The organism is Pseudoalteromonas sp. S4741, assembly GCF_005886135.1.
In the GTDB taxonomy this organism is placed as follows: Bacteria; Pseudomonadota; Gammaproteobacteria; order Enterobacterales; family Alteromonadaceae; genus Pseudoalteromonas; species Pseudoalteromonas tetraodonis.
In genome coordinates, this window is record NZ_PNCN01000080.1 from 1 (window position 1) to 24075 (window position 24075).

The 24075-nt window shown below is 37.0% G+C and carries 21 protein-coding genes; all 21 read right to left on the minus strand.

Features of this window, described 5'->3' with window-relative positions; genetic code table 11:
* Positions 1-222: 222 nt before the first annotated feature.
* The 21 genes from rfaH to CWC30_RS12380 all read right to left on the minus strand — a co-directional run bounded on the left by rfaH (position 223) and on the right by CWC30_RS12380 (position 23783).
* Positions 223-714 carry a transcription/translation regulatory transformer protein RfaH gene (rfaH, locus tag CWC30_RS12285; RefSeq protein ID WP_036981287.1) on the minus strand — a complete coding sequence of 164 codons (492 nt, stop codon included), beginning with the start codon at positions 712-714 and terminating at the stop codon, positions 223-225.
* A gap of 911 nt (positions 715-1625) precedes the next feature.
* Positions 1626-5207: a putative Ig domain-containing protein gene (locus tag CWC30_RS12290; RefSeq protein ID WP_138627220.1), complete on the minus strand. Its 3582-nt coding sequence runs from the start codon at positions 5205-5207 to the stop codon at positions 1626-1628.
* A 460-nt stretch (positions 5208-5667) separates the two neighbouring features.
* On the minus strand, positions 5668-6552 hold the full coding sequence (galU, locus tag CWC30_RS12295) for a UTP--glucose-1-phosphate uridylyltransferase GalU (RefSeq protein WP_138627221.1): 885 nt from the start codon (positions 6550-6552) through the stop codon (positions 5668-5670).
* Positions 6553-6760: 208 nt separating this feature from the next.
* Entirely contained in the window at positions 6761-7765 is a 1005-nt protein-coding gene (locus tag CWC30_RS12300) for an NAD-dependent epimerase (protein WP_138627222.1), read from the minus strand.
* A 205-nt stretch (positions 7766-7970) separates the two neighbouring features.
* Positions 7971-9137 carry a nucleotide sugar dehydrogenase gene (locus CWC30_RS12305; protein ID WP_138627223.1) on the minus strand — a complete coding sequence of 389 codons (1167 nt, stop codon included), beginning with the start codon at positions 9135-9137 and terminating at the stop codon, positions 7971-7973.
* A 94-nt stretch (positions 9138-9231) separates the two neighbouring features.
* Positions 9232-9507 (minus strand): IS30 family transposase, encoded by a 276-nt coding sequence (locus CWC30_RS18795; RefSeq protein WP_249929861.1) that lies wholly within the window; start codon positions 9505-9507, stop codon positions 9232-9234.
* On the minus strand, positions 9407-10201 hold the full coding sequence (locus tag CWC30_RS12310) for an IS30 family transposase (protein WP_249929862.1): 795 nt from the start codon (positions 10199-10201) through the stop codon (positions 9407-9409). The genes CWC30_RS18795 and CWC30_RS12310 overlap by 101 nt, the downstream gene beginning before the upstream one ends.
* A 100-nt stretch (positions 10202-10301) precedes the next feature.
* Positions 10302-11588: a phenylacetate--CoA ligase family protein gene (locus tag CWC30_RS12315; protein ID WP_138627224.1), complete on the minus strand. Its 1287-nt coding sequence runs from the start codon at positions 11586-11588 to the stop codon at positions 10302-10304.
* A 263-nt stretch (positions 11589-11851) separates the two neighbouring features.
* Positions 11852-12694, minus strand: a complete 843-nt coding sequence (locus CWC30_RS12320; RefSeq protein WP_138627225.1) for a hypothetical protein — start codon at positions 12692-12694, stop codon at positions 11852-11854.
* A complete protein-coding gene (locus CWC30_RS12325; RefSeq protein ID WP_138627226.1) occupies positions 12687-13889 on the minus strand; it encodes a hypothetical protein in 1203 nt (400 codons plus the stop codon). The genes CWC30_RS12320 and CWC30_RS12325 overlap by 8 nt, the downstream gene beginning before the upstream one ends.
* Positions 13886-14653: a glycosyltransferase domain-containing protein gene (locus tag CWC30_RS12330; protein ID WP_171034715.1), complete on the minus strand. Its 768-nt coding sequence runs from the start codon at positions 14651-14653 to the stop codon at positions 13886-13888. Before CWC30_RS12330 ends, CWC30_RS12325 begins: the two co-directional genes overlap by 4 nt.
* Positions 14654-14706: 53 nt before the next feature.
* Complete coding sequence (locus tag CWC30_RS12335; RefSeq protein WP_138627228.1) at positions 14707-15810, minus strand: glycosyltransferase family 4 protein; 1104 nt, start codon at positions 15808-15810, stop codon at positions 14707-14709.
* Positions 15788-17020: an oligosaccharide flippase family protein gene (locus tag CWC30_RS12340; RefSeq protein ID WP_138627229.1), complete on the minus strand. Its 1233-nt coding sequence runs from the start codon at positions 17018-17020 to the stop codon at positions 15788-15790. Before CWC30_RS12340 ends, CWC30_RS12335 begins: the two co-directional genes overlap by 23 nt.
* Positions 17017-17562 carry a dTDP-4-dehydrorhamnose 3,5-epimerase gene (rfbC, locus tag CWC30_RS12345; RefSeq protein WP_138627230.1) on the minus strand — a complete coding sequence of 182 codons (546 nt, stop codon included), beginning with the start codon at positions 17560-17562 and terminating at the stop codon, positions 17017-17019. The genes CWC30_RS12340 and rfbC overlap by 4 nt, the downstream gene beginning before the upstream one ends.
* A gap of 12 nt (positions 17563-17574) precedes the next feature.
* Entirely contained in the window at positions 17575-18450 is an 876-nt protein-coding gene (rfbD, locus tag CWC30_RS12350) for a dTDP-4-dehydrorhamnose reductase (RefSeq protein ID WP_138627231.1), read from the minus strand.
* A complete protein-coding gene (gene rfbA, locus CWC30_RS12355) occupies positions 18447-19322 on the minus strand; it encodes a glucose-1-phosphate thymidylyltransferase RfbA (RefSeq protein WP_138627232.1) in 876 nt (291 codons plus the stop codon). The genes rfbD and rfbA overlap by 4 nt, the downstream gene beginning before the upstream one ends.
* A 1-nt stretch (position 19323) precedes the next feature.
* Positions 19324-20412, minus strand: coding sequence for a dTDP-glucose 4,6-dehydratase (rfbB, locus tag CWC30_RS12360; protein ID WP_138627233.1), 1089 nt, complete (start codon positions 20410-20412; stop codon positions 19324-19326).
* A complete protein-coding gene (locus CWC30_RS12365) occupies positions 20409-21155 on the minus strand; it encodes a glycosyltransferase family 2 protein (protein ID WP_138627234.1) in 747 nt (248 codons plus the stop codon). Before CWC30_RS12365 ends, rfbB begins: the two co-directional genes overlap by 4 nt.
* Positions 21155-22165, minus strand: coding sequence for an exopolysaccharide biosynthesis polyprenyl glycosylphosphotransferase (locus CWC30_RS12370; protein WP_138627235.1), 1011 nt, complete (start codon positions 22163-22165; stop codon positions 21155-21157). The genes CWC30_RS12365 and CWC30_RS12370 overlap by 1 nt, the downstream gene beginning before the upstream one ends.
* Before the next feature lie 254 nt (positions 22166-22419).
* Complete coding sequence (locus CWC30_RS12375; RefSeq protein WP_138627236.1) at positions 22420-23388, minus strand: Wzz/FepE/Etk N-terminal domain-containing protein; 969 nt, start codon at positions 23386-23388, stop codon at positions 22420-22422.
* Between the two features lie 47 nt (positions 23389-23435).
* Positions 23436-23783 (minus strand): four helix bundle protein, encoded by a 348-nt coding sequence (locus CWC30_RS12380; protein WP_008131632.1) that lies wholly within the window; start codon positions 23781-23783, stop codon positions 23436-23438.
* Positions 23784-24075 lie beyond the last annotated feature (292 nt).

Genomic DNA, 24075 nt, shown 5'->3' on the forward strand with positions numbered 1-24075 from the left:
TGTGGTTAACATCGCAAGGTTTTTTTATCGAAATTAGGTGTTTTGCTCGAGACCCGTTGCACGTCGCTCTTTACCTTTCGCTTTGACCTTTAAAAAAGACGCGGAATAAATCCGCTGCTACACCAGTCAATCTTAACCCGCTGCTACACCAATCAACCTTAACCCGCTTCTCGCAGCCCGTCGCCCGTTACCCGTTACCCGTTACCCGTTACCCGTTACCCGTTACCATTGTTGTGATTCAATATCTTTATTATCTACGCTCATTTCTATTTGTTTGTTAAGTAAGTTAATTAATAAAATACTGCGCATGTCGCCATTGGGCTCTTTGTAAATTGCTTGAATACCTTTAAAAGAATCGTTATTAACGCTCACTACATCACCCGCTTTTGGCATCGTTGACTCAACAGTTTGTGAACATTCACTTTGTAATTGTTCAATTAAACTTATGGGTACCACTTGATAACTCGCACCATAAGACACAAACCCACCAATACCGCGGGTATTTTTTACAGCAGAAAAGTTACCGCTTTTTAATTCAAGGCGAACAAATAAGTAATTAGGAAACAAAGCTAACTGCTTAACAGTGCGACGACCTTTAATGAGCTTTTCTGTTGTTAATTTGGGGTAAAATGCCTCAATCCCTTGGTTGGTTAAATTAGCTTTTGCCCTTTCCTCTTGTCGTGGCTTACACATAACTAAATACCAATTTTCCATACTATATCCTGTAACCTTAGCTTAACGAGCAATCGTCAGCATTTATCTAACCGAACGCACTATTGTAAACTACTCACAGACTTGATGCGAGGTAGATAGTTAGGTTCGAGAAATTTAAAAACCTTGCGGTTAACATACGCATCGCAAGGTTTTTTATGCCTGTAGCAGCGGGTTCACCCCGCGTCAGTATTAGGCTTTAGGGTTTAGGCGCGTAACTCGTCGCTCGTAACGTATCGGAGTTTTTCAAGGGGAAACACAAGAGAAAAGTGTGACTTTTTATTGAATGTTAGATTTTTTCAATAAAACAAATAGAAAAGTGATCGCGGTAGGAGTGAGCATTACAAACCAATGAACTGGTTTTACGGGTGAAGTCGATTGATAGGTATAGTGTGGTGTTTATGCGTAAAAGCCCCAATGTCACTTATGTAAAATATCAATGTTTTTACATGATGGCCGTTTTTAATGGCCTAACTCAATAAGGAATGGCGAATACGATAAATATTCATATTATGTAAGTGAAGCTTTATGAGGCAGGCGCGGCAAGCCATCGCTTGAGAGATTGAATAAACATGACCACCCAAATCGGCAACCATGCCGCCATTAAAATTCGGACCCCTTTAACGTTAAATCTTCAAACACTACCCTAAAATCATTTTCATTGGTTATCTGTCGTGAAATTTTGTGCTCAAAATAGAGTCTTTGCTTAAGGTTTTACCGCATAATTTATTGATGCATTGTTTTATTTTCTCCCAGCGATTTGCCCCTTTATTTCGTCAGTTAAACGTTTACAAAACACCTAATCAAGTGCATAAAAAAGACTTGGAACTTTCGCCCCAAGCCTTTCATTAAAACTGTCACCTATTTCAGAACGTGACAGAAATCGTTATATAACAGTGATAACCGTATTTAGATCATCGGTTAACTAATCTGCGGGTAAAAGCGAATACAATTAAAATTAAACTGAACCAGCCTAAGCTACCACTATCACTATCATTATCACTAGAGTCTTCAACGGGTTTTTCAACAACAGGTGCAGCCACTACATTAATGCTAAATTGTTCTGTTACAGGCTGTGAAATTTCACCATCGGTAACAGATACGGCAATAGTTACCGTACCAATATGTGCATCACCAGGCGTACCTGAAAAAGTTCTAGTGTCTGCTTCAAAACTCAACCAGCTTGGCAACTCTGTACCATCTTCTAATGTTGCAGAATAAGTCAGCTCATCGCCTTCATCAGCATCAGTAAAAGTTTGCGCATCAAAGGTAAAGCTATACGCAAGACCCGATTGTGCTTCCTGATCTGGAATTGCTATGTTGACTACGGGCGCCCTGTTCTTTTGAATAACAACAACTTGTGCACTCGCATTAACAGTTTCGTCATTAGCTAGCTCAACCACTACTGTTACCGTTTGCTCGGCAATATCGACAGGCCAAATTATCTGACCAGCTTGAGCAGCCAATTCAGTTGCAAGATTTAATTGACCACTAGCATGAACTAGTTTGACATTTAGCCCATCATTTTGGTCTAGTCCTGCAACATCCCAAGAAACTCTTAAGTTTTCACCATTAAAGACAACGTTTTCAGTGTTGATTAAAATACTTGGTACTATGTCAACGACGACATCAAACATTACTTGTTTACTATCGATTGTAATATCAAAAGATTGAGCTTCAACATTTTCGCCTGAAACGTCTAAACGATATAAACCTAAAGGCAAACCGTTAAAGGCAAATCGTCCGGCAAGATCGCTTAAAGTGGTGTTAACTAAATCAACCTGCATACCTTCAGCCGTGAATAGTGATAAATCTACATTAGCTACTGCATGGCTGTTAGCAGAAACAAATCCAGTAAGGCTTGCTTGGTGTGTATTAATTACAACACTTTCAGCAGTGCTGATTTGATCATCGTCTGTTATGACAAAAACACTATAGTAGTAAATCGTATCTCTAGATGCCGAAGTATCATTACATTCGTTAGCAACTTCACCACAAATCTTCAGGCCATCATTTGGACTTACAGGGAAATCATCTGTGCTTCTTACAGTGATCACTTCAGCAATATTTGGCAAGTTAGGTAATGTCCATGTAAGTTGAACATCGCTACCGTTTGAACTGGCTTGCAAATAGCTTATAGCCTGAACGGCCACAGCGGTTTCACCACTATATGTGGGCTCAACAATGGTATTGTCGATAACTGCGCGCACATCACTATTAACTTTAATAACAAAACGCTCATCGCTAGTTATTTCTTCGTAGTTTATGACTTCTAGTGTGCCACTTTCTGTTGTGCGTTTTACAAAGACTCTAGCATTAGGGAATTGCTTATAACGTTCAATTTCTACTTCAAACTCACTTGCGCGAGACAAGTAAAGCTTTTCAGACATAAGTGAGCGGCTGACATAGCTTACATCTTGTGCCATTTGCTCAGATAAAGGCATTAAACGAGCTGGTTCGTCAGTTTGCTTGTTTTTTACCGAAACAATACGAGCACCCTGCACGACGACCTGCGTATGAACTAAAGAGTTCATAGTAATAGCCGCTTTATTACTATTTCCTTTTACATTTTGCTCAGTAACACCTTCCTTACTGGCATTCAAATAAAATGCATTTTGTGCTTCTTGTGCAGTGCTATGAAGCTGTAACTCATCATTAGTAATACTGGCAAATCTGGTCATTGAACCACTGTTAGCATACGGGTTGTACGCCACAAAATCACCGTATTGGCTTTGCACTGTGCCTGTTTTTTTGAAGTCAACGACAAAATGCGGGATAGTGCTTAACGCATCGCCAGTAAATTCTAATTGGCTATAACTGCTTGGAAAGTTATTATCATGCGTTACAAGTACGGTAGTGTTGTTATATTTAATTAGTTGGGTTGCCACGATGGCATGACCACCTTTTACAGTGAAGTAGAACACCAGTGGGGATGCTTTATCATTAGTGAAGTGCTTAGCATAATAGCTACTTAGCTGCTCAACATTGCTAAAACGTGAGAAACTGGCACTACCGGCGCCACTATTTGCTCCGCTCCCCGAGTATGCGCCTTGGGTAACAAAGTAATAAGCAATTTGCGCCATACTTTGCACAATATCATTATTGTTCGTTGCAACATATTGACTCACGTCTTTAGGTAACGGTTTTGGTGTTTGCGTTTCACGGTATTGCCAATGGTCATTATAGAGTGCGGTAATTGTTTGCGCAGAGCTACCCTCAACAATTGAGCTACCCCAAGCTGATGCTTGTGCGCTGTTATTAAAGTTACTCGCCGCTGAAGTGGCTAATCCATAACACACTCCGCCGAAACTGCGATTTTCTCGAACACTTTTATCAATGCCGTCATATTTACCGACAATTTCATAGGCTTCATCTCTACGATGTTCAGGTAAAATAGGCGTGATACCATCAGCAACATTAAGTAAGGTACCATGCACTTCAAGTTGCTCGAGTGAACAGTTTCCTAACACCCAGCAAGCAATGCCTCCGTCAGCTAACATGGCATCACTCCAACCACCATTTTTAAAGGCATAACCATGTTGGTCAACATTAAATGAAGTACCATAAACACTCAAATTGTTTAAATCCTTTATAACTTCACACTGCTCAGCTAAACAAATAGACATGCTGGCATCTTTAAGTACATAAGGTGCATTATTCAGGGTGAAGTCTACTTTAAAAGCCTTCTTAGCAGCGTCAACTGAACATTCCCCTGGTAACTGCTGGTTACTATCTTGAACGATAAAGCTGTGCTGAGAACAAATATCCTCTAATGCACCACCACTTTTAGCAACTAGATCACGAAAATACACAGTAAAGGTATTTGAAACCTTGGCGCCACGTTTTTGATAAACTTTATCGGTTTCAAACTCAAAATTAAAAAGAGATTGCGCTTGGTTGAACCAGACATTGTCAATAGCAAAACCGGCGCGCTCTTCTGTTTCTATTGCAATACGGAAGCTAGCAATGTTCTCACCACTAATTTCAAAACGCTCAATACCATAGATGGAATCAAAACGCTTACCTAGAAGCTCGCCATTTTCGTTATACCAAGAAATAGCCGTTGAGCTGAGGTCATCAAAATAACCTGCATCAAGGGCAAACGTATTTACTGTTAAGGTTCTACTTGGATCCGCCGGGTCGACAAAATGCCCCTCAATAGCACCATTAAATCTTGGATAGCCCGATAACACCGGAGTAGTTGGGTTAGCACTATCTGAAGTGATAAATGGTGTATCTCCAGAGAAAATAATTCCTTTATCAGCATACTGGTCTGTTATGTAAGTGTTTGTAGCAAACTCTGAAAAGGTAATTATACCTTCCTGTGCCTCTGCCTGAACTTGGTTTTGTTTACTGAATTGTTGTTTTTGAATAGTTGGTGAAGAAGAATAAAACTCTTCACTATAAGCTTGTTGATTGGTCTGTGCGTTGGCCGAAGTGACTAAAAGACTATAAGCTAAGCAAGTTGACGCGAAAGTAACTTTATTACATTCCATAAATATTCCCTTTTATCAATAATGAAACACCCCTAAATAAAAACATGTAGTTAACTTTTATTTAACATCTTGGAGCCTAATTAGGATATATCAGTATACTTTTTACAGCAAGCGTCGACAGAATATTTAGTTTTTGAGGTTGGCTTGGGCTTCCCAGCTTTCGCATCTTATCGTGTGGGTATCTGAGGTTAATTATTCGCTTTTTAATCGTGGCAAAAAATTCAGCAACCGTATTATCATGATAATGCGGTTGACACCTGAAGCGACTAAGTGATTTTAATGATCAAAGCTTAATGAAAATAAGCGATCAAAGTTAATGCAATTGTGTGCTCTAAAGCTGGAGAGAATATGCAACTGTCAGATTTGATTGAGCTCTTGTTTGTTTAGCCCAACTGGTTAATTCGAGGTTCTAGGCTCAATGCCCATACCCCGTCGCTCGTAGCTCGTTACCCGATGCCTGTTACCCTTTAACCAACTTTTTCATATGCTCAGTAAACTCATCACCTAAACTTTCATGGCGCATGCTGTATTCTACAATGGCTTTTAAGTAACCTAGCTTATCGCCACAGTCGTGCGAGCGGCCACTCATGTGAAAGGCTTCCACCGTTTCTTGTTTCATTAGCTCATCAATTGAATCAGTTAACTGTATTTCGCCGCCTGCGCCAACCGGTGTTTTAGCAAGGAGTGGCCAAATAGTTTTACTCAGTACGTAGCGTCCTACCACCGCTAGATTAGAGGGGGCTTTGTCTGCATCCGGTTTTTCAACCATGGTTTTAATAGCTGCATTATTGCCAGGAGTGAGCTGCACACCATCGATATCAGCAATACCATATTTACTTACATCTTCTTGCGCTACAGGCTCCAACATAATTTGGCTTGCACGTGTCTCGCTAAAGCGCTTTAACATCGCTGCAAGATTCTCTGTCTTTTGGTCTGCCGTATAAGCATCTAAAATTACATCGGGTAACACCACAACAAAATCACTATCGCCAACTATTGGCTTGGCACATAAAATAGCGTGCCCTAAGCCTTTAGCCTCACCTTGGCGAACATGCATAATAGTAACATCCGCTGGGCAAATAGAGCGCACCTCATCTAGCAAGGTACGTTTTACACGTTTTTCAAGCGTGGCTTCTAACTCAAAACTGGTATCAAAATGGTTTTCAATGGCATTTTTAGAGCTATGTGTCACGAGCACAATTTCTTTAATACCCGCCGCCACACATTCATTTACTATGTATTGAATAAGCGGTTTATCAACCAAGGGGAGCATTTCTTTTGGAATTGCCTTAGTCATTGGCAACATACGGGTGCCTAAACCGGCAACAGGAATTACAGCTTTCAAGGGTAGTCCTTTAATTAAATCATTTTAATACTTTTTTAAATTACCAGCTAAATAATATATCTAAGCTGAACATTTTTAATCTTTTTTAAGTAATGTTTGAGTAAAACAACATCATCAAAAAAAGAAAAAGACCGAGTTCAAATTAGGATCGGTCTTTTTTAACGTTTAGTTATAACGTCTATTTTTTTATATCTTAATCTAAGCTTTATTATTTGTTATAAAAATCTTTATACCAAGTAATAAACTCGGCAACACCTTTTTTAATACCAACTTTTGGCTTGTAACCTGTTGCTGCAAATAAATCTTGGGTATCTGCATAGGTTTGGTATACATCACCTGGCTGCATTTCACGAAAGTTCTTTTTAGCTTCAATACCAAGCTCATCTTCAATAGCTTTTACAAAGTCCATTAAACTAATAGGTGAACCATGGCCAATATTATAAACCGAATACGGCGCGGAGCTATTGGCAGGCGTTCCAGCCTCTACAGTCCACTCATCATTTCTGCCAGGTACTACATCTGCAATGCGTACAACACCTTCAACAATGTCATCTACATGGGTAAAATCACGCCACATATCGCCATTATTATTAATATCAATGGTATCGCCATCAAGTATTTTTTTAGTAAAAATAAATGGCGCCATATCTGGGCGGCCCCACGAGCCGTATACTGTAAAAAAGCGCAGCCCTGTAGTAGGAATATCATATAAATGAGAGTAGCTATGTGACATCAACTCATTCGCTTTTTTAGTCGCTGCGTATAATGAAACAGGATGATCAACCGAGTCTGATGTTTCAAATGGTACTTTAGCGTTTAAGCCATACACCGAGCTAGACGAGGCATAAATTAAATGCTTAACATTCGTTTGGCGACAACCCTCAAGAATATTCAGATGACCGACTAAGTTAGAATCAGCGTAAGCATGTGGGTTTTCAATTGAATAACGTACACCCGCTTGTGCCGCTAAATGAATTACACGGTCAAACTGCTCTTGCTCAAATAAATTAGCCATTGCTGGACGGTCTGCTAAATCAACCTTTTTGCACTCGAATTGCTCATGCTTTATACGATCAAGGCGTGCAAGTTTAAGGTTAACGTCATAGTAATCATTTAAGTTATCAATACCGACGACTTGGTGGCCTGCAGCAGTGAGCTTTTCTACAACCGCACTACCAATAAAGCCAGCTGCGCCTGTTACTAAATATTTCATTTTTATCCTTTTGAAGAAGTTCTAGGTTTTAGGCTACGCGAGCTTAGAGGTTTACCTAACGCCTAGTACCTTTGTTTTATAGGTTCGAGGCCCCTCGCTCGTAACCCAAAACATAAAATGCGCGGCACAAAGCCCCACCTACGTTTAATCCAAACACTGTGCTTGATTCATTCCTACCTAAAACCTAGCCCCTAAAGCCTATTTTTCAATCACTACCAAATAAATCGCGTGTATATACTTTGTCTGCAACATCACTAAGCTCATCAACCATACGATTAGAAATTACGACATCTGATATTTGCTTAAATTCGTTTAAGTCTTTAATTACACGTGAGTGATAAAATTCATTTTCTTCAAGTACCGGTTCGTACACAACAACTTCAATACCCTTGGCCTTAATACGCTTCATTATGCCTTGTATAGCAGAGGCTCTAAAATTATCAGAGCCGGTTTTCATAACTAAGCGATACACGCCTACAATATTAGGATTGCGTTTTATTATTGAATCAGCAATAAAGTCTTTACGAGTAGTGTTCGCGTCTACAATTGCACCAATAATGTTATTCGGTACATCTTGATAATTGGCACGTAGTTGTTTAGTGTCTTTTGGTAAACAATAACCACCATAACCAAACGATGGATTGTTATAGTGGCTACCTATACGAGGATCTAGCCCTACACCTTGTATAATTTGCTTTGAGTTTAAACCATGCGCTTCAGCGTAGCTATCAAGTTCATTAAAGTACGCCACGCGCATAGCTAAGTAGGTATTAGAAAAAAGCTTAATTGCCTCAGCTTCTGTTGAATCAGTAAATAGTACTTCAACGTCTTGCTTAATAGCCCCCTGTTTAAGTAAGTTTGCAAATATTGTTGCCCGCTCACTTTGCTCACCCACAACAATACGCGATGGATGCAAATTATCATAAAGCGCTTTGCCTTCACGCAAAAATTCAGGAGAGAATATTAAATTATCAACATTTAATTGCTTTTTAATATCAGCAGTGAAGCCTACCGGAATAGTCGACTTAATTACCATAACCGCATTAGGGTTATGCGTCATAGTATCTTTAATTACAGCCTCTACCGAGCTGGTATTAAAGTAGTTATTTTCTACATCATAATCAGTTGGTGTAGCAATAATGACATAGTCAGCATTTTTATACGCTGCAACTTTATCGGTAGTTGCTGTGAAATTTAACTCAGTACGAGTTAAAAATTCACTAATTTCGGTATCAACAATTGGAGATTGCTTATCATTTAAAAGTGCTATTTTTTGTTCATCAATATCGAGCGCAACAACTTCATTATGTTGTGCTAATAACATAGCGTTAGAGAGGCCAACATATCCTGTGCCAACTACTGCAATTTTCATTTTACTTCCAAATACTATTTGTTAAAAATACATTATAAAACAATTCAAATTCAAAACTAATAAAACGCGGATTCAAATCTGAAGTGCATAACGTTTAGGCGGCTTTAGCCGCCAAGTGATCCTGCATCAATTTTGCAGGCGTTTCAAATCCAAGTGTCTTCCTCGGACGATTATTAAGTTGCTCAAGTACTGGTATAACTTGCGCTGGTGTTACCGCCCTAAAATCTGTGCTCTTCGGCCAATACTGACGTAGTAATCCATTCGTGTTTTCATTCAATCCGCGCTCCCATGAGTGATAAGGGTGAGCAAAATAAACAGGAACACTTAAAGCCTCTGTGATTTGCTCGTGATAAGCGAACTTTTTTTCCATTGTCAGCCGTGATGGTATGAAGCGCTGACCTATATGGCCTTAATAGCTCTATTGTCGCCGCAGTGACGGCTTGTGCTGTTTTTCCTGCCACCTGAGTTGATACAATGAATTGGGTAACCCGCTCTACAATGGTAACAAGGACGCCTCGATGACCTTTGCCTATGACGGTATCTATTTCCCAATCTCCGATACGGCCTTTCTCATCAACTATTTGTGGGCGCTCTTCAATGCTAACGCGATTTTTTATTTGCCCTCGGTTTGTTTTACCATGACTGCGCTTGTGATATTTCTTACCGTATCGGCGCAGGTGTAGGTATAACTCACCACCTGCTTTTTTATCTTCCCAGATATACAGATAAATGCATTCATGGCTGACAGACCGTTCACTTTCTTTGCGTAACCATCCCGTTATTTGTTCAGGACTCCACTTCTCATTAAGCTTCTGGGTAATTAAAGCTATCATTTTAGGTGTCATCTTAAGCGGTTTTCTTGCACTTCTTCGGCGAAACAAAGCCCGCTCATGAGCTTGTTTGTGTCTGCAACCTCGCTTACCTGTATTTCTAGAAAGCTCTCTTGAAATCGTAGATTGCGATAAATTAGTTAGCTCAGCAATACTTTGTTGCGTAAAACCGCTTTTCTTTAGAACGGCGATCTGGCACCTTTGCGCATAGGTCAGTTGTTTGTAATGTCTCATTGTAAAATCTCTTGCCGGAGAAAAAGCAGTTAGCTTATGAGCAACTGACCACTTAATCTAGCCAAAACAAGTTATGCACTTACAATTTGAATCTAGGATATTAAATATAACTGATAAAGTCTTTTAGCTTCTTTCCTTTTACTCTAACACTTTGCGTGCTGTAGTAATTACAAATAATATTACCATTAAAATACTTCAAGAACTCTTGCTCTAAGAGCTCTTTCAAACTGACTGTTATTTCATGTTCGATATAAACATCTAGCTGACCTAAAACCTTTTGCTCACAACGATAGGCAAGCTCAACGCCATGTTGAAGAGCTAAGTTTTTAAAAACATAATAAAGCGTGAGAGATGGATAAAAAGTATTGTTTTGCCCCAAAATATTTGCACCAACTCTACCTGTCACTTCCTCAAGCACTTTATGCTCACGGCCACATGGACACTTTTCTTGACTAAGCTTAATAAAATCACCAAGCTCATATCTAATTGTTGGGAAAGAACGAGCGACCAAATTAGTAACGATTGCTCTTCCATCAATAACTTCTACGACCGATGTTTCTTCGTTCAGGTGCATTCTCCCTTCAGGACATTCAAAAGCAATTATACCTGATTCCGCAGCACCATATTCACTAACAATCTTACAGCCAAAGGCCTTAATTGTTTCTTTATGGTAATATGAGTAGATCTTTTCAGAGGTCCCTTTAATTAAGGCTAAATTTTCGACCTTAGTTCCATTTTTATTCGCAAGTTTTGCGACCTCATAAATCATAGAACTATACCCTTCAAGGTACTTAGCGTTTCTGCACTTTTTCAAGAAAGTTGCTAGCTCTTTATCTGAATACGAGAAAATCCTAAACCGATTTACTAACACATCAAATAATTTAATTTTAAATTGTTGGAAAGAGCTAAAGTTAAATCCCCAAAAATAACCACTACGCTCCCAAGGGCTTACGTTAAACCAACTAAGTCCTCTATTAATTGAAGCTCTATTATAAGAGTCCCATACTTCATCTTTATAAAATGTCAGCGCCTCTCCAGTAGAACCTGATGTTTCAGAGAAAAAAAGCTTTTTAAACTTAAAACTATTAATTGAGTGAATCTCCTTATTCTCTTCAATTAACGTTCTTTTACTCAGCAGTGGTAACAGCGCTAAATCATTAACCTTAAATTCATTTAAGGTAGGGTTAATATTATTTGAGGTAAAAACTTTTCTATAGTACGGTGAATTCTGATAACAAAAAACCATTAACTCTTGTAAGCGTTTATTTTGTAATTTGTCTAACTCTTTTCTGCTTGCAAACTCTGTATTTTTTAATTCTTTATAGCAAGTATTCATTGAAGGGTTTCGCTTAAGGGAACCCAGCTTGTATATTATCTTATTTAACATATTAGAGCTCATTTTTAAAACTTCTAAATAAATACAACATTACTGTATTACCCTAACAGCTATACGGTGACATATATTTTGTTGTATGCAGGTTAGTAAAAGCTTTATTGAAACTTTTTTAGTATTATACTGTCTCCTGGTTTAAATTAATATCAACTCGGTAATTCATCACTTAATCTAAACTTTACTCAATGCTTTATCATAAAATAACGACTACCTAGTAAGAGCATTTAACCGGTAGAATATAGGTAACACCTGTATTTTTACCTATCACTAAACAAAGAACGAATCCTAGAAGAAGCTTTAAGCACCCTTTGATAATTAACATCTAGAAACCTATATATACTTACCCAAATAGACGAAGTAACGTGCGATTCAAACTCAATATTATTTTTTAAAAGGCTGTGCTCTAAAAATATTGCTAACCGCTTTCTTTTGTAAGTTTGTAAAGGCAATGGTTTATTTGGAGAGGCTTTATACCATCCTTTTAATAGACCGGTTGGGTAAAGCCAATTATTTATATGTTCATCAAAAAGCCGCTCCTCGCCTACATATAACTTTTCTATTGGCCGTTTTGGTATAAAGGAGCCATTAGTTTCGGTAAATTTGCTTTTATCAAAAAGAAAAAAATCATAATCCTCACGAATATTAACAATAAAGAAACAAGTGGGAACAATCTTGCCATGAAATTTTTGTTGAAAGTCACCATAAATAAAAGGTAAAGAATGATCGTATTCGTTATTAATGAAGTCAAATAACTGCATTTTATAATAACTACTTATATGACTGGTAAAAATCGTATCATTTATAAAACATATAGTAGCATTTCGACCGTATTTAAACTTAATTAATTCTAAGCCATAGTAATACCCACTAAATTCAAATAGGCTATTTAATTTACTTTGAGAAATGAAGTTTCCGCTAGGCATACATAATTTTTTTGCCGTGTTAATAACATTAACACTTTCAATTATCGCTAGATGTGATTTAAATAATTTTTTTATTCTTTGTTCAAGCTGACTAATATCTGATCCCGAGCAATAAGTAACACACACTATATGTATTAAATTACATTTACTTTTATCAGATTTATGCTCCCTATTCACATGGTTTCCCTTCTAAAATCCTAAAATAATTTTTGTTTAGTATAATTGCAGTACAGACCCAAGGAACGGGGTTACCGATTGAGCCTAATACAAAAAGGTAAAATAAAAAAGTAATTAAAATAGGCCTTTTCAAAGAAGTTTTTTTCAATTCAAGAAATAGCTTTTTTAATGCAAAACATAACACTGTGACTCCAATGATCCCCATATCTAATGCTACTGAAGCAACAAAGGATGTTGGTCTAACACTTGAATAATGGCCGTTATTAACAGAAGAGAAGTAACTTATATTTGAAGCACTTACACCACTTTGATTTAATGCTTGAACTGAAGTGACCTCCCAATAACCAACCCCCCCACCAAAAACATTTTCAAAACCATATAAATACGATGAGTAGACAGATATCCCTCTAAATCCCGATGTATTTGCAAATAGCGTTACAAAGTCATTAAAACTTGCTGTAGAAAGCACCTGTTTAAAGATATGAAGAGAGCGGATATTCGCAATATCAATAGTGTTTAAATACGCACCACCTCCAAAGACTCCAACTACAAAAACACCTAAAGATACTCTACGATAAATCATACTGTAAAGTACTATTAAAAATAATAAAGCGGTAGCCGAGCGGATAAAAAACAGCACAAAAAACAAAGAAAATAAATCATAATACTTCACTTTACAGGCAGGAATACTATATCTAAATACTGCGTAAATAAATATGAACTCGATCCCAGCCCTAGAGGGTTCAGAAGACATCAAAGATATACCTCTTCCGTGCCCCATAACATCTATCCCTCCTCGAGCCATAAGGAAATCCATAATAACATCAAGCCTTAGAACTGTGGCCAACCCTGAAAACTGAAGACACCCTAGCACTATTAAAAAGTAGAATACCTTCCTTAAGACATAGACTAATTTCCACAATTGAGTTTGATTTAAATTTAATATTATATAAAAAAGTAAGAATGCATTAAGGTAGGCAAATAACGACCGGACAATTTCAAAAGAGAAGTAACCATGAAAAAAAACACCATACACGCAAGAGGCTAACATACAGATAATAAATAAAAGCTGCCCGCTATAAACCCTTAGAGGCTGAGTGAAAGTGTATAACAAACCATAAGGAAATATTTCTGCTTTGAGTAATGAGAATGTTATAGAGGGAAAAAAGATTAAAACAGAAAAAAAATATTTCATTTAAATTCCTTTCTAACCTTATTCTCCCAATACTTAAAAGGAAATAACATCATCATAGCTTTTCGTTTCCCGCGCTTAAATACATCTCCCCCCCCTTGAATAGGATGTTTTAAACAATTAAAGTAAGGGTTCTCTGCTCTAACATTTATTGGCGGTAGGATTCTGATGTACTCTTTTTGAACCGCTTTTAGGGAGTAGCCCAACGAAAGCTGATCACGCTTTACCCCTCTGTTAAACTCTTTCCACCACGCTTCCATAGCAACCTGAACCTCTTTGCTGCTATGTTTCCTATATATAACATTTGCTTCAACAAGATATTGCTCCTGATAGCCATTTTCAAAGTAATACTTAATTTGGTTAATTGCATCATCAAAGCTTGCCTTATTGATTCTTTCCATCCATCGCAAGGCAGCTACTTCCTCTATAATTGAACTCCTAAAAGGATGATGGAAAGCGCCAAAGTCAGAGCCTTTAAAAACACTAAATAATTCTACAGAGGCTTTTTTTGCTAGTAAGTTTCCATCTATATATAAACTCTCATCATAGCCATCTAAAAACTTCCATGGAAAAAACTTCACATAACGGTTTTTTTGTACATGTGAGAGCTCGCTATGCAAATTACACGTAACAACCTTCCAAGGAGCTGGTGCATTACAATTTTTATCATCAGTAAATAAAATATAATCACAGCTATTTTCAACTTCAGGAGTTTGTATGGCGTCATAGCCTCCAAAAATAGCAGTATAAATACATCTTTTAGTCATACCTAAATTCCAGTTAATTATAAGGTCGCGACAACATGCAATTATGGCAGCTATCATCTGCTAGTTTTGTAGAGGCCAATTATATCACGAAGCGCTTTATTGAAAGTGCCGAAATTTGAAAAACCCTCAGCAAAGTTAACGATATCACTTTTATTTAATAGCTTATATTTTTTCTGTCTTAGAATGGCTTCTACTTGTTCATCATTTTCAACCAGGAAGCCACTAACACTGTCTTTTATTGACTCCCGCACACCAGCTTTTTTCCTACCAATCACTGGCACCCCTGTAGCTTGAGCTTCGATATAAACCAAACCAAACGACTCTTCATAATTACTTAAAAGCCAAAACAAATCAGCCCCTGAGTAATAATTTCTGAGCAGGCTTCTATCTACTTTACCAAGAAAAAAAACTCGATGTTGGAGCCCTTTTAAGTTGACCATCGACTTTAACTGAGTTAAATACGGCCCATCCCCTATTATAAACCACGAAAGACTCAACCCTTCATTTATCAATTTTTCAAATATATTCAGCTTGTTATTAAAGCCTTTTTTTTCATCTACCCTTGACACTGTGAGAATTACTTCATCACAATCCTGAAGATTAAAATTCGCTCTAAAATCAAAACATCTATCCTCCCTAAAAAAAAGTTTTTCATCATAACCAAAATATACTGGCTTTATTTTTTTATAGCAGTTCCTTGTTATGAATGGGTCGATTTTGGTTTTCATATAATTACCATGACTAAAAATATGACCTGCGTTTTGTAACCCCTTTGTAAAAAAAAATTTCCAGCAATAAATTCTATTTTTTAAGTTACTGTTTTTATATACAAACTCTGGTTCAGAACCGTGTAATATTGCTATAGACTTTTCATACTCACTTTTACTAAAGACTAAACCAGCAATATATATAGCAACAGGATCATTCAGAATAATTAAATCATAATCATCAAATTTACATTTTAATGAAAAACAAAAAGGCCAAAAACCCGGAAGACAATTAACATGTAGAGTTTCAATCTCATAGCTAGAAGGGCTTGATGTTAAAACACTAACGTCATGCCCAGTTTCCTTTATATAATCACAAATTTGTTTAGCAACAACACCTGTACCACCGCCTGAAGGATAAAACTCCTTAGAGAACACTAAAACTTTCATTTTTATCAATATTCCTAATAATTAAAAAGCGATGTAAATACTCAAAAGCCAATATGCAAGAACTGTGTATAGCAATATGCTGAAAGCTAGGCTCTTTAAAAAGAAAAATCACTGGAATAGTAATCAAATACAGAAAAGACGAGCTAATTAAAGTAGAAGTATAAAGTCTGCTTTTTTTCTGGGCCATTAAGTAACATAAACCTTGATAATAACTATGCGAGCGAACAAAGATCATTATGCCAAATAGATATGAATAAGCTGACATTGGCGATATATCTACACTCATTATCAACTGCAATAAGCCACTCAATTTATAAGGTATCAGAATAACAAGGAGCGCTATAAAAATAGCCCCTGTAAATACATAAGTACTATTTTTTCTATAATAGTTAAGATCAAAGTTAGAGCTTAATATAGGATAAATAGCTGATGAGAACGATGAGAAAATAGAAGATATAACATTACTTAACTTAACAGCAAGGTCAAAATACACTACTAATGAGGGATTAATTACATATCCAACTATCAAAATCGATGTTTTATCTTTAGCCATTGATAGAATATTAGAGAAAAATACACTTTTACTTTCATTGAATATTAATAAGGCTTCAGAAATTTTGAATGTTCTAAATGACACTTTAATTTTAAAAAAAGTAAAAACAAAAAGTAAAAAGCTAAATAAAAAAGGTATAAAAAAATTAATTAATGCGAGCTCATAAACTGTACTATCTTCATTTATGAGTAAAAATATTAAAATAAAACTACTTACTTTAGATAGGAAATGAAATAAAGTATATATATGAATTATTTGTTTACCATGATAATACCATCGAAGTGAAAATAAAGCCTCTAAAAGAATAAAGGATGTGATCAAGTACAAATAAGCATCTAACTGTAGAGTAATTAGCAAAACCAGTAAAATTACAAGTGAAATGATACACAATACAAATCTAAACATTACTGCGGCGATAAAAAAATTCTTTATCTCATTCTCTCCCTCAGATGCAGCTTTCCTTACTAATGTAATATCAGTACCAAATATAACAATAACTTGCAAATAACTAACAACAACCTGAGCAATTATTACCGTTCCGAATAAAACACTCCCAATTTTTTCAATAATAAATGGGTATGTAAAAAAAGGAAAAAAAAGGGCAAGAAGCTGTATGAAAGATAAGTTAAGAAAGTTACTTAATAATTTTGACTTCATATCAATTTAGCACTACTGAAGGTAAGACCCTTTGCATCTTTATCTGATAAAACAACCTCACCACTTATTGGCCAACCTATTGATAATATGGGGTCATTCCAAAGAATTGTCTTCTCTGACTCAGGGTTATAATAATCAGTACACTTATAGACAAACTCTGCCTCTTCACTCGTAACATAGAAGCCATGTGCAAAACCTTCTGGAACCCACAATTGACGTTTATTCTCGGCAGAGAGATAAACACCAACCCACTTCCCCAGGGTTGGAGAACCTTTTCGTATATCTACAGCAACATCATAAACTTCACCAGAAATAACTCGCACCAATTTACCTTGCGTATTTTTAGTTTGATAATGTAAACCACGTAAAATGCCTTGTTTAGACTTAGAGTGATTGTCTTGTACAAATTTTGTTGTTTTTTTAGTTACTTCTTCTTCAAATTTTTTTTGATTCCACGTTTCCATAAAAAAGCCACGTTCATCTCCAAACACAACAGGCTCAATTATCTTAACATCTGGTATTGCGGTATCGATTACTTTCATGTTTCAACCAACTCATATATATTGCTGAATATTGTTTAATGCTGCTTTCCAATCACTGGGCTGTATAGAAAAGTTTGTTGTTATTTTTGTACAATCTAATTTTGAATTAGCAGGACGCTTAGCTGGAGTAGGATAGTCACTTGTAGTAATTGAGTTGACTTTTACAAGCTCTTTTATCACCTTTTTCTCTTGTGCTACAGAAAATATTGAGACTGCAAATTTATTCCAACTTGTGTGTGGAATGCCTGAGAAATGGTATACTCCATACTCTGTACTACCATTATAAATAGTTTGTGAAATTGAAATAAGCGTTTTAGCTATATCACCTGCATATGTGGGGCCACCAAACTGGTCTCCGACAACGCCAAGATTATCGCGTGTTTGTGCTAACCGAAGCATAGTTTTTACAAAGTTATTACCAAACTCACTAAAAACCCAAGCTGTTCGCAAAATAATATGAGCATCGCACTCTTGTGCTACGCTTTGTTCCCCCGCTAACTTTGTCTTACCATAAACTCCTTGTGGATTGACTTCATCTGCTTCAGTGTACGACCCTTCTTTATCACCTGCAAAAACGTAGTCGGTTGATATATGAATAATAGCTGCATTTACACGAGCTGCTGCTTTAGCCAAATTTCTAGGTCCAAGGTTATTAATAGCATTTGCTAACTCAACCTCTTCTTCTGATTTATCAACCGCAGTATATGCCGCAGCATTAATTATAACGCTCGGCTTATATTCATTTACAATTTGACTAACTTTTTCAACATTAGTGATATCAAGCTCTTCACGACCTAATGCTAAAAAATCGATTGTATTCATATTGCTTAGTTGTAATACTAAATGCCTACCAACTTGACCATTTTTGCCTGTAATCAAAATTTTCATTTTTTTGTCTCTGTCGCTAAGCGAGTCAGATATTGGCCGTATTCATTTTTCATCATCGACTTAGCTATTTCAAGCAATTGATCTGTACTTAACCATCCGTTACGCCATGCGATTTCTTCAAGGCACGCTACTTTTAAACCCTGTACGTTTTCAATCGTTTGTACAAATGATGATGCTTCATGCAAGCTTTCGTGCGTTCCTGTATCCAGCCACGCAAAACCTCGGCCTAACAACTCAACATTTAACGTGCCATCCGCTAAATACATTTCGTTAAGGGTGGTTATTTCAAGCTCGCCTCGGTGCGACGGCTTAACTTGTTTTGCTAATTCAACTACGCGGTTATCGTAAAAGTAAAGCCCTGTCACTGCATAATTTGATTTAGGTTTTGTTGGTTTTTCTTCTATCGATATTGCTTTCATGCTTTCATCAAACTCAACAACACCAAAGCGTTCAGGATCTTTTACTTGATAACCGAACACCGTAGCACCTATTTCTCGGTTCGCTGCGTTTTTAAGAGTTTTGCTAAATGATTGACCATAGTAAATATTGTCACCCAGCACTAAACAAACATTATCGTTGCCAATAAACTTTTCACCAATAATAAATGCTTGTGCTAGCCCATCTGGTGATGGTTGTACTGCATACGTTAAATTAATACCATAATCTGAGCCATCACCTAATAATCGTTTGAAGCTATCATTATCTTCAGGGGTGGTAATAATTAATACATCACGAATTCCCGCAAGCATTAACGTAGACAACGGATAATAAACCATAGGCTTGTCGTAAACAGGTAATAGCTGCTTTGAAACACCGCGCGTAAGTGGGTAAAGACGAGTCCCTGAACCACCTGCTAGGATAATTCCTTTCATATTATTCTCCTTGAGCTTGTGTATTTAGTTCACCAAGACGCTCACGTTGATATGAACCATCCTGAACATTTTGACACCAAATTTGATTATCTAAATACCATTGAACAGTTTTATGTAGGCCTGTTTCAAAGGTTTCCTCTGGGGTCCAGCCTAGCTCTTTTTGCATTTTTGACGAATCTATTGCATATCTGCGGTCGTGGCCAGGACGATCTGCCACGTACGTTATCAGTTCGGAGTACGGGGAACCTTTAGGTACTAAAGTATCTAAAATACTACAGATGGTTTCTACTACTTCAATATTCTGCTTTTCGTTATGGCCACCGATATTATAGGTTTCACCCACTTTGCCTTCGGTTACTACTTTATAAAGTGCACGTGCGTGATCTTCTACATAAAGCCAATCACGTATTTGGTCACCTTTACCATAAATTGGCAGCTCTTTCCCCTCAAGTGCATTCAATATAACTAAAGGTATTAGTTTTTCAGGGAAATGGTAAGGGCCATAATTATTTGAGCAATTTGTAATTATGGTAGGTAAACCATAAGTACGCAGCCAAGCACGTACAAGGTGATCACTCGATGCTTTACTTGCTGAATAAGGGCTACTTGGTGCGTAAGTTGTTTGCTCTGTGAACAACGGTAGCTCACCCTCTTGCTCATCTGGATGCGGTAAGTCACCATAAACTTCATCCGTTGAAATATGGTGAAACCTAAATGCTTGCTTTGCTGTCTCAGCTAACCCATTCCAGTATTCTCGAGCTGCTTCGAGTAGATTGTAAGTGCCCACGATATTAGTTTGAATAAACTCTGCTGGGCCTGTGATTGAGCGGTCAACATGGCTCTCTGCCGCTAAGTGCATTACAGCATCTGGCATATGGGTTTTAAAAACTCGATCTAATTCTGTACGGTTACAAATATCAACTTGTTCAAATGCATAGCGTTCGCTTTTAGCTACAGATTTTAACGACTCTAAGCTCCCTGAATATGTTAACTTATCTAAATTAATAACCGAATCTTGGGTATTCTCGATGATATGGCGGATCACAGCAGAGCCAATAAACCCTGCTCCACCTGTTACTAATATTTTCATACTGAGTGTTTTAAAAAACCTTTAACGGAATAAATAAAAAAATGATACGTAGCTTTAAAAACATTTAGCTTTACAACTTCTCGATAAAATAACCACTGCCACTTTAATATTTCTAATTTATTTTGAGTCATACCTGAGTCAACACGATATAACGCAAGTACATTAGGAATACTTTGAGCCTTTGGTATTACTTTTAATATATCCAGCCAAAGCCCCATATCTTGTCGTTTGCGTATTAAAGGCATATACTTTTTACCCAACATTTCTGTATCGTACACTGCAGTTAGGCAACCAATGACATTACTACTTAATAATTTTTTATAGCAAGTAAACTTGGGGGGAATTAAAATGCCTCCCTTCTTATCGCCTTCAATTTTTTGATAAGCAGTAAACGTAAAGGCGTAGTTATTTTTAAGCATAAAACTAATCTGTGTAGTCAGCTTCTCAGCTAACCACTGATCGTCGGCATCTAAAAAAGCTATAAAGCGGCCTTTAGCTTGCTTAATAGAATTATTACGAGCAACACCCGCCCCACCATTTTCTTCATTTACAAAAAGCTTAATACGACTATCTTGATTACTGTATTGTTTAACTATTTGCTGAGTATTATCATTTGAGCGATCATCTGTTATTAACAATTCCCAGTTTTGGTAACTTTGCTTAACAACAGAATCAATAGATTGTGCAATATATTTTTCTGCATTGTATGCAGGCATGATTACTGAAACTAATGGTTTTTCCATTATCTCCCCATCCCGAACAACACAGTTTTCACAGTTAGCAATAAAATTTTAATATCTAACATAGATGAGTGGTGCTTAATATAATGAATATCGTATTTGTGCTTCCAAATCGCATCTTCAACTGAAGCACCATAAGGGTAACTAACCTGTGCTAAACCGGTAACCCCAGGTTTAACTGCATGCCTAAAGCGATAATATGGAATTTCTTTCTCTAAGTCCCTAATAAATACCTCACGCTCAGGCCTTGGTCCTACTATCGACATACTGCCTTGTAATACATTTATAAGCTGAGGTATTTCATCTATCCGTGTTTTTCGGATAAATTTACCTACCTTAGTCACTCGTACATCATTCTTTGATGCCCATTGCGCCCCGTTCTTTTCAGCATCACTGCGCATAGATCTAAACTTATAAACTTTAAATTCTTTATTATATTGACCTGTTCGTTTTTGCTTATATAAAACAGGTCCGGGACTTTCAATTTTAATTAAGACTGCAGCAATTAAAGCCAAAGGCAAGGTGACGATAAGTAGCAAAATAGAACTTATTAAATCTATTAAACGCTTAGTCACTTGAGTTCGTTTGTTTGACAATATTGAAAATGCTTTTTGGTGCAAAAAATAACTACTGTGAAGTAAACGTACCTCAGTATACTTTAAGCGCTCATCTAAATAGCTCACAAGCGGCTCAACCCAAGCACCACATTCTGTTGCATTAACCAAAAACTTGCGTTGTTCTTTAGTTAAATGTGCACTTTGGTAATGACACACTACTTTCTGAGTGAAGTCATGAATTGAATAATCATTGATAACAATATCGAATGAGTAATCATTAATAATACTTCCAATTTTTTTAGCACTTTCTGGTGGACAAAACACATAAATAACACTTTGTTTAAGCGCTTCTGATTTAGATTTAAAACTATTAGTAATAAAAACAGGTTTCATTACATCTAAGTTACTGGCGGAAGAGTGCTTTTCAGCTTCTACTGTTTTAACTTCCGGACTCATAGTTGGCCTTCCATTTATATAAATTATTTAATGTACAATTCGAAAACTTTCAAATAAAAAGCGCATTTATAAATCAACTTTCTAAGTTTAATTAAATTAAAAGCTCACCACTAAATTGCATTTTTGCAACTTTATATCTCAGCTTTATTTATATGCACTGAGACACTTTTTTCTAAATTGAGACAGTCAATTTAGACTATCTCATTGTAATTGCTTGTTTTTGTAATTTTATTTAAAAGTGCCCAATAGGCCACCTATTTCATATAGTTTCGAACTAATACAAGCATCACACTCAACATACCACCTAGCATTGTACCAAGTATTGCAATTAGTGCGCGTTTTGGCTTGAATTTTTCTTCTGGCACTAATGCCGCATCAATCGTTTTAAATACATATTCGTCGCGTACTTTAGCAAACATAATTGTTTTAGTTTGCTCTTCAACTAATTTGTAAAGTACCGCACGTATATCAGCAATTTTAGTTTGCTCTAGCTGCTGAGTTAAAAAGTCAGTGCTTTTTATAGCCTCTTGCACGTCTCGCTCTTTCATGGTTTGGTTAATATCTTGTATTAACCAGCTCACCCACTGCTTTGCAACATATGGCGATACATGCTCTACCGCTATTTTAACCATTCCCGTTTCTTTATCGCTGCTAGCACTTAGGATTTTACTAAATTTTTTATACGCTTCTTGCATTGAAGGCTCGGGTTTAAAAGGCGCTTTAACCTCACGCACCCATTTACTGTTTTCAGCATCGAATATCTCGCTATCATAAATAACTGTATTCGTTTGCATATCCCACGATTTAGCTGCCATCAAGTCGGCTAATATACTGTGCTTTTGAATGAAGTCACTGGTAAATTGGCGTGATTTTAATACCTCAATGGCTAATTGTGCCTTATTACTCGAACCACCACCTAAATTTACACCTGCTAAACTCGCTAAACCACCGAACTGCCCAGCCAATGCACTTAAGCCACCGCCACCTTCTTGCTCCGCTGGTGCAAGAAGTGCCTCAGACTTATAAATATTAGGTTGGTTAATAGCATAAACAACTGATGCAACTGCGAACAGTGCTGTAATTGCTATTATTATCCACTTACCTTGCCAAATTACAGCAAACAGCTCACGTAAATCGATTTCGTCATCAGCGATGTTGGGGTTTTGCATTGGTGTATTATTTTGCATTGGCTCGTTGTATTGTTGAGTGCTTGGGTTGTTCATATGGGTCTCGTGGTTCTAGTAAGTGGCTTCGGGCCGCGAGCTATTGGCTAAGAGCTATTTTTAATGACCGTTATTAATCTGCTTAGCATCTTTGCAATAACCTCACATTCTTCGAGAATATAACCTGCTTTTAAGCTATTGATATATCCTAATTCTGAAGCAATCATAACTTGTGTTTTTAATTCGCCTATGGAGCCTTTGGCAATCCATAAAAAGCGAGTTTTTTCTTTTTCAAAACCTCTTTCCATCCCCTCTGCAATATTGCTAGGTACAGAAACAGAGCATCTACACATTTGATCTTTTAGACCATAATCCTGGAGCTGCTGAAAGCTTTTATAAATTAATAAACTTAACTTAAATGCTCTTTGCCAAACTTCTAGATTTTCGTATTTCATTTTTAACTCTAAAGTAATACTTTAAAGTAAAAATGTAGCAGGTTTTAGCGTTTTTACAGTTAGTTAATTTTAGAGCTTCGAGCTTCGAGCTTCGGGCTCTAGGCTCGTCGCTGTAAGCTTATCTAGCCCTTCGGGCACGCTTCACGTTCCAGTTCGTCGCAGAGCTCCTCTCGCTCCAGCTTGAAAGCAAAACTATTTGCTTGTCTAGCCCTTCGGGCACGCTTCCGCCCCTAGGTTGCAGTTCCTACGGTCTGATAAAAAATAGGTTTTAGGTCCTAGGTTCTAGGTTCTA